Genomic DNA, 11,817 nt, shown 5'->3' with positions numbered 1-11,817 from the left:
AAACGTCACATTTCATACATAAAGGTAGACCTAAATGAGGGGTTGGATTAGCTGGAACGCGCCAAAGGTTTGAGGAAGTGGGTCAAAAAAGGTAGCCGATATGATTGTGTAATGCCTGAAAATGATCGATCAGCATTGATAATGTGAAACCCCGGTTTAATCCGCTGGTATTAGGTAATACCCATACAATTGCATTACAGAGCGGTTCTTCCTGCAAGCCCCACTGAACGTTCTTTTTTTCTGAGAAAGCCATATAAGCAGCCTTCCCAAGAAAGGCCAGATAAGTAGGTTTGTATTGCTCTATCTTACGCTTGAATGTCTCAAAGGATTGATCAAATTCAGCTTTGGATAATTCATCTGCCCGGACTGTAGCACGTTCTACGGCTGTTGTCAAACCATAACCAAAATCAAGGATCGTGCTGTCGAGTGTTGGGTCTATCTCATGAGGCGTAAAACCTGCCTGATGCAATACTTTCCAGAATCTGTTGCTACGTCCGGAGAAATGATGCCCTTGGACGGCAGACTTTAATCCTGGATTGATCCCACAGAATAGGACCGTCAGATTTTCAGTAATAATATCCTGTAGATAATTGTCCATATGGTTACTTTAAATCAGCTGATATAAAACAGGATAGCCTGACCTTCGTTGAATACTGGCCGGATGAATTTCTAACATCTGTACCAGTGTATCATTGAAGTCAGGCATTTACTCCTGCATCGGGAAACGCACAGCAAAGCTAGGGAACTTTATATCGAAGAATCAGACAATTTGCGCCAGAATTTAGTGCTTTCCGGCCAGTGATAGTAAATGACAGTATTACCGATTTAAATTTAGATATGAACAGAACGGGTTTTGACAATATTGGCGCAAATCGTCTAATAATTGGCCGGAGATGGATCATTCAAAGGGTAGGCTGTTCGTAAATTTGTATGCGTCAGCCGGCGCCGGAGAGTTTGTTTACGTTTGGATCTACGCTGGTTGCCGGCTGACAAATTTTAAATACAGTGTTTAAACCATGCTGTTGAGATGAGCGAATTCTGAGGGCCGCATATTGGTCACCTGGTAAAAAGTATAGCTGAAGGACGCCAGGCTCTGATACCCGGTAAGGTAGGCGATCTCACTAAGTGAGTGCGCTTTTTGCTGGATAAGTTCAAATGCCTTCACCATACGGAGCAATTTGAGATACTGTAAGAAAGATATTTTTAATGTGTCTTTGAAAAACCTTGACAAAGTTCTGTCACTTAGTCCAAAACGTTTGCTGATTGTTTCAAGCGTATGTTTATCGGATATATTCTCTTCTATGTAGGATATGATCTGTAGCATACGCTTATTTTCTGTATATGGCAAGGCAATCGGTAGGTGCCTGATACTTATTTTAGGTAGAATGGATTTTATAGATTGTAAAAACATAAAACGTTCATCATCTGGCAGGATGTGTCCCTGCCATTGCTCTGTGTATCGCATCATTTCGATTAATAGATCATTGATAGGATATATTCCCACGTCATTATAAAATGCATGTTTGTTTTCTCCTTTGGTAGTGAAGAGAATAGATCGGAGATGCGTCCCGTTTTGTCCGATAGTAAGACTATGTGGAATACCTGCCGGTATCCAGCAATAGTGGCGCGAGGGGATTACCAGTAATTGATCCGCCAGCCGGATGTAGGCGATCCCTCCGTCTACATAAAATAGCTGACTTTTGGAATGTTGGTGAAGCGGAATCTGCTTTTCGCATTTTTCGTGTATAACAAAAATTGATGTCGCTTGTTGTTCTATTTCTGGTAGAGATGCTATGAGTCCCATCGTTATTGTTTTATAGATAATGCTTATTTCGTTGAATAACATCTGCTCCAGTAGTTCCATGTTTTACTGATAGCAGGGATAATCAGTGAGAGTATGGCGATAGCCAACATCAACAGTGCAAAGGTCATGAAGACAGCCCGGTTGGTCAGTAACTGACTTTGTTGCCCCAGGTTTTGCCAGATGATCGTCTTTGCGATGTATGATCCCTGCTCAGTGGAAAATCCTTTCGAGGTATACAATGACTGATAGATGTTCAGCCGGCTTGTTGTAGTGGGATTGTCTGCTGTCAGGGAACTGAGAAAGCTCTCTTTAAAATACTGGTTATGGTATAACTGAAGATTATAGAGTCCTGCTATAGATTGGAGTGTTGCGGTGAACCTTGTACAGGCTGCCAGTACGATACCACTGGTCCCGCTGAATCCGGGTGCGGATGTAAGAATGTATATAATAATAGGAACAAATAACAACCCCGATGCAGCGCCCTGGATAAATATGGGGAACAGTAGATCTGTGAAAGACAGATCAGGCGTCATTATATACCACATCCAGAGATTGAATAATGCCATTAAACTGAATCCTGTTACAAGGAAGACCTGGAAATGATGTTTCCTGAACATGATCAGCCGGGTTGAAAATATGGCAAAAGAAACAACGCCTGCAATATTGCAAAAGCCAAGCGTCGCCACTTGTAACGGAGTCCATTTAAGTGTACTGAATGCATAGTTATAGACCAGATTGATACTGTCCTTGCCTCCATAGTAAAGTCCCAGTAAACAAAGTCCTGTTAAGAAATAGAGGGACTTAAATACGCCGGGATGGATCAGCGGTCGTTTCAGTAGACTTTGTCTGTACAGGAACAGAATGGTACCTATCCCTGCCATACAACTACTGTAACAGATACGTTTGTCATTAAACCAATAATATTTCGAGCCGTAAATAAAAGTATAGGCCAGCGTAAGTAAACTAAATGCAAATAAGATGAATCCGGCCCAGTCAATCTGATACAGCGGAATTTTCCGGTGTCCGGAATGTCGCTGCAACATTGTTATCACGATTAGTAAAGTCAGTAGCTGTATAGCCATCAGGCAATAATAACTAGCCTTCCACTCTGATAGGTCAATGAATATGGCGGCTATCAGCGCAGCCACTATTATATTCCCGAGAATGGTCGGATAGAATACAGCTGCACCCATCAGTTGTGCACGGTGGCTGGGTACCCGCGAAAAGATCAGTATCAGCGTGCTGACACATATCCCCCCGGTAAGAACACCCTGCAGGAATCTGATGAATAACAGTAAATTGATATCCTGGCAACCAACACAAAGCCAGTTGAGCAGCATTGCCAGTATAACGTTGGTAGCGAGGTAATTGCGGATTTCAAAGTGCCGTATGAAACGGAATTGCATAGGTATGGAGGCAACGATGCCTGCATATGTAGATAGCAGACAAAAGGAGATGTCTTCCGGCTGTGCACCCAGATAGGCGATGATGTAGCTACCTGTTAATGCAAACACGCCAAGCTGCATCAACGAGGAGAGGAGAAGCAATAGTAACGCGATCCGTATACCCCAGTCCCAATCCTGTACCCAGGGTTTAAAATATGCTGGTTTCATGATCAGGCTCTTTTTTTAACAGCAACAGTGACATTCATACCTGCGACCACATTGCCCGTGCCGGGGCCTTCAAACGCGATCTTTACGGGAACACGCTGGATGATCTTGACAAAGTTTCCTGTCGAGTTATCTGGTGGCAATAATGAAAACCGTGCGCCTGTTGAACCGGCAATTGCCATGATCCTGCCCGGAAATACTTTTCCATCTATTGCATCGACCCTTATTTCCACTGATTGTCCCACATACATATCCGCTACCTGTGTCTCTTTGTAATTGGCAGTGATCCACTTTTGTTTTTCATTGATAATGCTTACCAATGGCTGGCCTGGTTGTATTTGCTGCCCTTCCAGTATATTTTTCCGTCCCAGTCGTCCTGAGTAGGGCGCACGGATGACCGTGTAGGAAAGATTAAGACGGGCCAGCTCCAGTGCTGCTTTTTTTCGTTTAATATCAGCCTGCAGGAGTGCAAAATGTGTTCTCAATTCTGCGATACGCGCTTCATTCGTTTTCAGGCTATTCCTGGCAGCGCTGTAGTCACTCTCTGCAACATCGTATCTTGCCTTCACCTGCTCGAGCTCCGCACCTGTAGCTGCTTCTTCTTTCACCAGGTTCGTATACCGTTTGATATCGAGTTGCTGTTGTACATATTTAGCCGCTGCGCCTTTTATCTGGTCCTGATTGACCCTGGTGCTGGTTACAGCTGCTGCAATATTGGCCGTAAGTACGGTTAGCTGGGCATGTGCATCTTCAGTGGCGGCTTCGGCAACCTGTAGCTGTGCGCGATATTCTCTGTCGTCCAGTATGACGAGCGTATCGCCTTCTTTGACCAACTGATGTTCTTCAAAGCATACACGCTGAATATAGCCCCCGGCACGTGCAGAAACCGGGTTGATGTAGGATTCGACCTGTGCGTCATTGGTTTCTTCGTATTGCTGACTGTACCGCCAGTACCTGGTGATATAGTATATTCCCGCAAAGAGAAGCCCTGCGGCAATGATTGTTAAGACAATATTGCCCGGGTGTATTTGGGTCTTTGTTGCTTTCATTTTTTTCCCTGTTATAGATTATAAATTGCCACTGGTATAAAGCAGGCGATAGTAAATGACGAGTGCTTCAGTTTGTGCTTTCACCAGGTTGAATTGTGATTCCTGGTACAGATTGTCTGCATCCAGCAGATCAGTCAGTAAGGCTAACTGGTTTAAATACTTATTGTTGACGATCCGGTAATTGACTTCCGTTTGTTGGACAGAATGCTCATTAACCGTGATCCGTGATAATGCTTCTGCATATTTTGCATAATACGCTTTGGCTTCTGACCGTATATTATCTGCAGATGCCTGTTGTCGCAGTTCGAGTTCTTTAACCCGGAGTTTAGCGGCTGCTATCCTGCTTTTATTATGATAGACCGATGAAATACTATACTGTGCTTTCAATCCTGCGAAGCCAATCGCATACGCTTGGTCAACAGGAGGGAAGAATAAATAGTTTGGGTAATTGATACCATAGCCGGAATAGAAGCTCAGATTTGGTTTATTATTACTCCGAACACCTTTTACCTTTTCCTTTTGTATTTCGACGTTTTTAGCGGCTTTTAGTACACTATAGGAGGATGTTTCCGCAGCATCAGCGATCGGTAACAGCGAATGAATGTCGGGCTTTAACATACCCGCAGAATCGAGTGGTATGATGTGTATGGCGTCCGGTACATTCATCAGTACCACCAGCTTCTGATTGGCGATTGCAATGTCATTTTCATTCTGTTCCAGGGAAAGCCGTACGTTTGATAGGTTTACCTCCGCACGTAGCACATCACTCCTGGTTACTTTCTGGTTGTCGTAAAGTGCATGAATATCTTTTACTCTTACAGCTGCCCGTTTTACCTGTTCGTGGATGAACTTTTCCTGTTCATTCAGTCTGACTAGTTCGAGGTATTGGGCGGCAGTCTGATACGCGATAATCCCCGACTGATCTTTTGTATTTAACTGTTCCAGCTTTTCACGGAAGGTATATTCACGCTGCAGGGCTTTCTGCTTGCCACCACTATAGATGTTGAATAATGCCTCAATACCCAAGGCTGCTGAAGTTGATGTGGGCCTTCGTGCTTCCGTATTGGCATGACGAAGACCATCGTTGAACAATGTGAGACCGCTGAATCTTTGATAGGAGCCATTTACACGGATATCCGGCAATACTGCTTTGTATACGTCCTTTTTGTCTTCACTCATGGCAGTTTCTTCAAAATTCGCTGCCTGAACAAGCTTGTTCTGGATCTTTGCAAATTCGACTGCTTCGTTAAGGCTGATTTTATAAGTATTGTTATTTGCTGTTTGCCCGTTTGCGATTGTGATATGCATCAGTAAGATGGCAGCAGACAGACAGCTTAATAACAAACAGCTGTATCCTGTGTTTGTATGTTTGATACGCATTTTTCATTGTTTTAAATTCATTTCTATCTGTACATGTAGCATCATTCATCATTGTTATCGCCCCGGGGGCCGGTGTGATAAGGCAAAAGATATCCACCTTCAGTCGCTGCGCTGCGAGCTGTAGTGATATATATAATATGCGTGATGGGTTGCTAAATGACACGTGTCAAAACAGCGCCGGAATTGGCGGCTGACCTGTGTGTTTGCCGTTAGTACAGGTTAGGTCACTGATTCGTTGTATGATCATTTTTCAACGGTTCATTGATTTCGACAACACAAATGTCTGATTTAATCATGCGGTAAATTGGATGGAAATGCCTCAATGTTCGTCGAAATGGCTGATGTGGACAGTCAGGAGATGTAAGCGTTGGGGATTAGTTGAATTTTTTGCGGTATTCAAGAGGAGACATACCAGTATTGGTGCGGAAGAACTTTCCGAAAACGGACTGCTCTGAGAAGTTCAGCATATTACTTATCTGCGCTACTGTAAGAGTTTTGTTCTGGAGTAATACTTTCGCCTCCAGTGCGATGGCGTCATCAATCCATTTCCCTGCAGATTGCCCGGATTGCTTTTTAATAGCCGCTGAAAGCGACTTTGGCGTTAAATGAAGTTCGCGGGCATAAAAGTCAAGTTTATGCTCCTGGATATAGTGACGCCTGAGCAACTGTTTAAATTTTGTAAATAAGGGATCTGGTTCCTGCGAAGCGGGGACATTCGAAACAGAGATCCTGCGACAGGCATCAATTTCAAATATAAGCGCAAAGATGTAACTGCGGATGATTAAACGCTGGGCATAACTGCCGGCGTCCTGTGTCATCTCCAGCAGTTCATATATCTTACTGAATTTCGCGACATAGGGCTCTTTCAGCGGCAGTACATGAAGGTCATTGTTGTCGAAAAATTCATACCGCGAGAGGAAAAAGACGTCTGCGTGATTCTCGAGCTGAAAAGTGTCTTTGAAGAATATAACATCCATATTCAGCTGGTCGCTGCTTTTTGTGAAAAAACGGACAACCGAAGGACCAAGCGTAATAATAGCCGGTGCGTGCACATCCCATGATACCAGTCCGGTATTGAGCCTTACACCGCCTTCCCTGATAAATACGATCGCATAACTTTCTGCCCGGTAGGGCTCTTCATGGTATGGATGCTGACCTGATCTGACAAACAGATATTCTCTGCTCGTGTCAGGAACAGAGAATAATCGGCTATGTCTGGAGAGTGAAAAGGTTTTTATGTCATCCATCATCATGAATTTACGACATTTGGCGGGGAAAAATCCCTGGTCTCTTCCGCTACGAGTGTCCGATTAAGGTGTTTTGCATTCACTCGTTCTGAAATAATAACTACAGCTAATGCCGCGGTACCCCATAGTAACATCTGCCAGGTGGACAGGTTCCACCCGCCGGTCTTCCAGGAAAGTAATCCAAAATAGGTACCTATGGCAGCTCCGATAAAATAGGTGGTCATGTAAATGGTATTTAACCGGCTGTGTGCATGTTCATGCAGACTATATATCCTGGCGAAATTTGTGATCTGTGTGGCCTGTACGCCAATGTCAAGGAAGAAAATACAAACGATCAGCGCAACAAAAGAATAGGGAAAGATTTTGATCAGTATAACACTGCCAATAACAAGCCCAACTGTGATCAACAAAGATTTGTAAGTGTTTCCCTTATCGGCAAGTTTACCAAAATAGGGGGCAACAAGGGCTCCGCCGATGGCAATGAGGCCAAAACTGCCAATGGTACCCGGTGAATAATGCAGCGGTGCAGATACCAGGTGGAATGTGAGCGTGGTCCAGAAGGAACAAAAGACGCCAAATGTGAGGGATCCCAGTAGGGCAGCCTGTCTTAATAACCTGTACTCTCTGATAAGCGATAAGGTGGATTGTAATAGTTTAAAGTAGTTGCCTTTAAACTTAGGCGCTACATCCGGAAGGAAAAGCTTTAGCAGGATAGCGACACTGCTCACCATCATCGCGGAAATGCCATAAACATACCGCCATCCCAGCCACTCGGATATTAACCCGCTCAATACCCTGGCGCCCAGAATACCTACCAGGATACCGCTAAAGACCCGGCCTACCGTTTTCCCGCGGTTCGTACTGTCTAAGGTCGCTGCCATGGGTAAAATGATCTGTGCAGGAGTGGAAAACAAGCCGATAAAAAAGCTGAGGACATACACCTGGGCGGGCGTACTGGCAAATGCAAATCCTGTCAGGGTCAGCGCAAGACATGCAGCAAGGAAGATTATCAGGCGCTTGCGCTTTAGCTTGTCACCGAGCGGAAGCAGGAAAAACATGCCGAGACCGAATCCCAGCTGTGAAAGCATTGCGATCCTGCCTATAGCAGCTTCGCTGGTGTTAATAGAAGCGCCAATTTCTTTAAGAATGGGCTGGTTATAATAGATGTTAGCTATCATAACACCTCCGGAAATAGCCATCAAAGGAATGATACCGGAATGTAATCTCGTTTTGTCTTGATTCATCTAAACGTAGTTTACTGATACAACTGGTTCTTTGCGTTTCCCTTTGATGGCGCGAAATTAAATAAATATTAAGAGTAATAAGCAGACCTGTCTATCTATAATATCTATCGGCTGGGGAAGAGATGATAAGGTTTTTAGATAGGGGTGTATTGTTATGGTGGTGTATAAACAATGATGTGCAGAGTTACACGTCGTATGGAGATACTCCGTATATACTTCGTGTATGAAGTATGTTTCAGGTAGCGATTGAATGGCTGATCTGTATTATCTGTTAGCTATATCTTAAAAAGAAATTGCCCGTCCGCTGCCTGTGAAGAGGACGGGCAATAAAGCACACGCGGGTGCCTTTGTATAGTCATACATGCAATCCGGAATCCGGTATGGAAATTAAAAAAAGGTACGACGAACTTAATTAGAGGACTGAATATTTTTATACTTCTCTGCGTGGTCAAAAGCCCCTTTTAATGTCTCTATATAAACCTTTATGATCATCTGTTCCTCCGCTTTACTATATGCCTTTTCCCCTCTGACGCCCGCTCTGCATTTGCGGTAATAGGTAGGGACACTCCAGTTACATTCTTCACAGATCCTGTCTCGTAGAACGATCGGAAGATGTGTCATTGTTGCATGAAAATCATTAAGTACGTTAATGGCCGTTGGATTGGTTTTGGATTTTAATTGATTGTTTTGCATATCATTGGATCTTTAATAGTTATCTCATCTTACTGATGCCTTTTGGGGCGATTTTCATCGCTGTAACCTGAGCGTTCTGTTGAGAGACCAGTTATAAAATTATTGGGTATGCTTCGGGCCTAAATACCGGAAACGGTTATATGCGCTACGCCGAAGCTCAGCAAGCATAGTTCCGCTGCAAAGATAAGTATAAACATCTGAAAATAGGCTATTATGATATACATATTTATTTATACCCTAATAAATAGGGTTATTTAAAATATGGATATTATATTAATTGCAGAATGGCTAAAAATAAACGCAAAGAGGAACGAAAGAAGGCTACGTTAGGGCATTTTGATCATGACGATTTCATAGAGAAACTAAGCAAAAGAATTAAGGCTTTGCGTAAACAGCAGGGATTTAATTCTTATGAGTTATTCGCTTATGATATCGAAATTTCCCGCGCTGGTATGTCCAAGTACGAATCAGGAGCGTTTGACGATATCAGAATGAGGACCCTGCTGAAAATAATAGATGGATTAGGTATTAGTCCGAAAGATTTCTTTTCAGAAGGATTTGAATAACCTGTGCAGGGGTAATGTACTATAGCAAGATAAACAATTGTAAAGCTATCCTATAGCAGACGGAGAAATGGGCCCACTAGCCTGTAAGTCCGGCACTGATTTATAGAAGATGATGTTGCTGCCGACTTTCATGGATGCTGGGTGGTGCGCCATTTAGAACTATTTCCCGGGCCCGGGTACTTGAAGCCGTAAAATAAGGACTGTATCCGATCATAATCGAAACGTCCTGATTATTGATCGATCCATCCTGAAAATATCTTTGCCCAATCGTCAACTTCGTCCTGTCAAAAACAATATCAGGATGAACATCGCATTGATACTCACAACGGCTATCGGTCCTATCAGCATCGGATTACTCTGCATCAGCATTATGTCTCTGGTGAAAGAGCCTAACAGACAGATTATAAATGCACTTGCTATTGCCGGCGCAGGAGCTGTATATTGGAGTGGGGGATTAGGGTTTTATGAATTTCCACTGGGAATTATTATGGTATACCTGGCTTTTAAAGGACTCAGAAACTATAAATACCTGGCTGCCGGTTGGATAGTGCATACCGTATATGACATTCTCCATCATTTATATGGGCAGCCAATCATACCTATGGTGCCGACTTCTTCATTGGGTTGCGCTATCTGTGACCCTGTATTGGCCATCTGGTTGTATTTCGGAGCGCCGTCTATCTTCGAAGTATTAAAACGAAGGAGAGCCGCGTAGCTCTCCTTTTGTCACTATTGCGCCGGATAATACCTCCTGCGTAATCTGAATGCAATATTTACGAGCGCGATCAATGCGGGTACTTCTACCAGCGGACCGATTACACCGGCAAATGCTTGTCCTGAATTGATACCAAATACTCCTATAGCAACCGCTATCGCTAACTCAAAGTTATTACCTGTTGCTGTAAATGAGATGGCTGCATTTTCCGAATAATTCGCCCCCATGAATTTTCCTGCGAAAAAACTGAGCAGAAACATGATGGCAAAATAGATAACCAGTGGTAAGGCAATACGCAGTACATCGCCAGGTATCTGCACTATCAATGCGCCTTTGAGACTGAACATGAGTATGATTGTAAATAATAAGGCAATCAGGGTAATAGGAGAGATCGCCGGTATAAACTTCTGTTGATACCATACTTCGCCTTTTAACTGTAAAAGCAGGTATCTGCTTATAATACCAGCTGCGAAAGGAATACCCAGATAAATAGCCACACTCTCCGCTATCTGTCCGATAGAGATGTGGATAGCCAATCCCTGATATCCGAACACCGGAGGTAACACCGTTAGAAAGAAATAAGCATAGACACTATATAAAAGCACCTGGAAAATACTGTTCAGTGCAACAAGTCCTGCCGCATATTCCCTGCTTCCATCCGCAAGTTCATTCCATACAATGACCATTGCAATACAGCGCGCCAATCCTATTAATATCAGTCCGGTCATATACTCCGGGTAATTATGCAGAAACAGCAGCGCGAGTGCAAACATTAATATCGGACCTACCACCCAGTTGAGCAACAGCGAGACACTTAATACCCTCACATTGCCAAACACTCTTCCTATCTGTTCATATTTAACTTTTGCCAGTGGCGGATACATCATCAGAATAAGTCCTGTAGCCAACGGGATATTGGTGGTCCCCGAAGAGAATGAATGTATAAATGTGTCTGTTCCGGGAATAAAATAACCGATACCAACACCTATTGCCATAGCTACAAAGATCCATAAAGTAAGAAAGCGGTCCAGGAAACCAAGTCGCTTCCGCTCATGTGCAGGATAACAGTTGTTTGCAGACATTGATCAGGAAATATGTTGCTGAATGAAATCGCTGCAATATTGCTTTATCTGTTTCCGTACCAGTCTGAATTGTTCCATAATAACCTCTTCACTGCCAGTAGCTTTTGCCGGATCCGGGAAGTTATAATGAAACTTGAGCGCTTTACCCGGAAAATAAGGACAGCGTTCTTTTGCATTATCACAGACAGTGATGACATAGTCAAAATCAATGTCCCTGTATTCTTCCATATTGTTGGAGGTATGTCCCGAAATATCTATCCCATCTTCCTGCATGGTGGCAATGGCACGGGGATTAACGCCATGTGTTTCCACGCCGGCACTATAGATCTCGGCCTTGTTTTTTGCAAAATGTCTCAGGTAGCCTTCTGCTAACTGACTACGACAGCTGTTGCCGGTACAGAGCACCAGAATTCTTTTCATATATGTT

General features: G+C 43.5%; 12 protein-coding genes. 2 read left to right on the top strand and 10 right to left on the bottom strand.

Translation table 11 applies throughout. The features are described from left to right. Positions 1 to 82 precede the first annotated feature (82 nt). The 8 genes from mug to CPIN_RS30255 all read right to left on the bottom strand — a co-directional run bounded on the left by mug (position 83) and on the right by CPIN_RS30255 (position 9,027). Positions 83 to 598 carry a G/U mismatch-specific DNA glycosylase gene (gene mug / locus CPIN_RS30290; protein WP_012793699.1) on the bottom strand — a complete coding sequence of 172 codons (516 nt, stop codon included), beginning with the start codon at positions 596 to 598 and terminating at the stop codon, positions 83 to 85. Between the two features lie 411 nt (positions 599 to 1,009). Next, positions 1,010 to 1,804, bottom strand: a complete 795-nt coding sequence (locus CPIN_RS30285) for an AraC family transcriptional regulator (RefSeq protein ID WP_044222823.1) — start codon at positions 1,802 to 1,804, stop codon at positions 1,010 to 1,012. A 23-nt stretch (positions 1,805 to 1,827) separates the two neighbouring features. Then, positions 1,828 to 3,417, bottom strand: coding sequence for an MFS transporter (locus CPIN_RS30280; RefSeq protein WP_012793697.1), 1,590 nt, complete (start codon positions 3,415 to 3,417; stop codon positions 1,828 to 1,830). Between the two features lie 2 nt (positions 3,418 to 3,419). Then, entirely contained in the window at positions 3,420 to 4,463 is a 1,044-nt protein-coding gene (locus tag CPIN_RS30275; RefSeq protein WP_012793696.1) for an HlyD family secretion protein, read from the bottom strand. An 18-nt stretch (positions 4,464 to 4,481) separates the two neighbouring features. Next, positions 4,482 to 5,843: a TolC family protein gene (locus CPIN_RS30270; RefSeq protein WP_012793695.1), complete on the bottom strand. Its 1,362-nt coding sequence runs from the start codon at positions 5,841 to 5,843 to the stop codon at positions 4,482 to 4,484. A 374-nt stretch (positions 5,844 to 6,217) separates the two neighbouring features. Further along, entirely contained in the window at positions 6,218 to 7,090 is an 873-nt protein-coding gene (locus CPIN_RS30265; protein WP_148230674.1) for a helix-turn-helix domain-containing protein, read from the bottom strand. Positions 7,091 to 7,092: 2 nt separating this feature from the next. Continuing rightward, a complete protein-coding gene (locus tag CPIN_RS30260) occupies positions 7,093 to 8,334 on the bottom strand; it encodes an MFS transporter (RefSeq protein WP_012793693.1) in 1,242 nt (413 codons plus the stop codon). Positions 8,335 to 8,742: 408 nt separating this feature from the next. Beyond that, positions 8,743 to 9,027 carry a hypothetical protein gene (locus tag CPIN_RS30255; RefSeq protein ID WP_012793692.1) on the bottom strand — a complete coding sequence of 95 codons (285 nt, stop codon included), beginning with the start codon at positions 9,025 to 9,027 and terminating at the stop codon, positions 8,743 to 8,745. Positions 9,028 to 9,311: 284 nt separating this feature from the next. Here CPIN_RS30255 and CPIN_RS30250 point away from each other — a divergent pair, with 284 nt between their 5' ends. Beyond that, positions 9,312 to 9,593, top strand: a complete 282-nt coding sequence (locus CPIN_RS30250; RefSeq protein WP_012793690.1) for a helix-turn-helix domain-containing protein — start codon at positions 9,312 to 9,314, stop codon at positions 9,591 to 9,593. Positions 9,594 to 9,894: 301 nt separating this feature from the next. Next, positions 9,895 to 10,308: a DUF6010 family protein gene (locus CPIN_RS30245; protein ID WP_012793689.1), complete on the top strand. Its 414-nt coding sequence runs from the start codon at positions 9,895 to 9,897 to the stop codon at positions 10,306 to 10,308. A gap of 14 nt (positions 10,309 to 10,322) precedes the next feature. On the opposite strand, the gene arsB is transcribed toward CPIN_RS30245, so the two are convergent. Further along, positions 10,323 to 11,390, bottom strand: a complete 1,068-nt coding sequence (gene arsB, locus CPIN_RS30240; RefSeq protein WP_012793688.1) for an ACR3 family arsenite efflux transporter — start codon at positions 11,388 to 11,390, stop codon at positions 10,323 to 10,325. 3 nt (positions 11,391 to 11,393) lie between these two features. Then, on the bottom strand, positions 11,394 to 11,810 hold the full coding sequence (locus CPIN_RS30235; protein ID WP_012793687.1) for an arsenate reductase ArsC: 417 nt from the start codon (positions 11,808 to 11,810) through the stop codon (positions 11,394 to 11,396). Positions 11,811 to 11,817: the final 7 nt, after the last annotated feature.

Source organism: Chitinophaga pinensis DSM 2588 (assembly GCF_000024005.1).
GTDB classification, from domain to species: domain Bacteria; phylum Bacteroidota; class Bacteroidia; order Chitinophagales; family Chitinophagaceae; genus Chitinophaga; species Chitinophaga pinensis.
Note: the sequence above shows the minus strand (reverse complement) of the source record. Positions and strands in the feature narration are given on the sequence as shown.

Excerpts from the sequence above, each read along its gene's own strand:
- mug (WP_012793699.1), bottom strand. The coding sequence starts at position 598 with ATGGACAATTATCTACAGGATATTATTACTGAAAATCTGACGGTCCTA.
- CPIN_RS30285 (WP_044222823.1), bottom strand. The coding sequence starts at position 1,804 with ATGGGACTCATAGCATCTCTACCAGAAATAGAACAACAAGCGACATCA.
- CPIN_RS30280 (WP_012793697.1), bottom strand. The coding sequence starts at position 3,417 with ATGAAACCAGCATATTTTAAACCCTGGGTACAGGATTGGGACTGGGGT.
- CPIN_RS30275 (WP_012793696.1), bottom strand. The coding sequence starts at position 4,463 with ATGAAAGCAACAAAGACCCAAATACACCCGGGCAATATTGTCTTAACA.
- CPIN_RS30270 (WP_012793695.1), bottom strand. The coding sequence starts at position 5,843 with ATGCGTATCAAACATACAAACACAGGATACAGCTGTTTGTTATTAAGC.
- CPIN_RS30265 (WP_148230674.1), bottom strand. The coding sequence starts at position 7,090 with ATGGATGACATAAAAACCTTTTCACTCTCCAGACATAGCCGATTATTC.
- CPIN_RS30260 (WP_012793693.1), bottom strand. The coding sequence starts at position 8,334 with ATGAATCAAGACAAAACGAGATTACATTCCGGTATCATTCCTTTGATG.
- CPIN_RS30255 (WP_012793692.1), bottom strand. The coding sequence starts at position 9,027 with ATGCAAAACAATCAATTAAAATCCAAAACCAATCCAACGGCCATTAAC.
- CPIN_RS30250 (WP_012793690.1), top strand. The coding sequence starts at position 9,312 with ATGGCTAAAAATAAACGCAAAGAGGAACGAAAGAAGGCTACGTTAGGG.
- CPIN_RS30245 (WP_012793689.1), top strand. The coding sequence starts at position 9,895 with ATGAACATCGCATTGATACTCACAACGGCTATCGGTCCTATCAGCATC.
- arsB (WP_012793688.1), bottom strand. The coding sequence starts at position 11,390 with ATGTCTGCAAACAACTGTTATCCTGCACATGAGCGGAAGCGACTTGGT.
- CPIN_RS30235 (WP_012793687.1), bottom strand. The coding sequence starts at position 11,810 with ATGAAAAGAATTCTGGTGCTCTGTACCGGCAACAGCTGTCGTAGTCAG.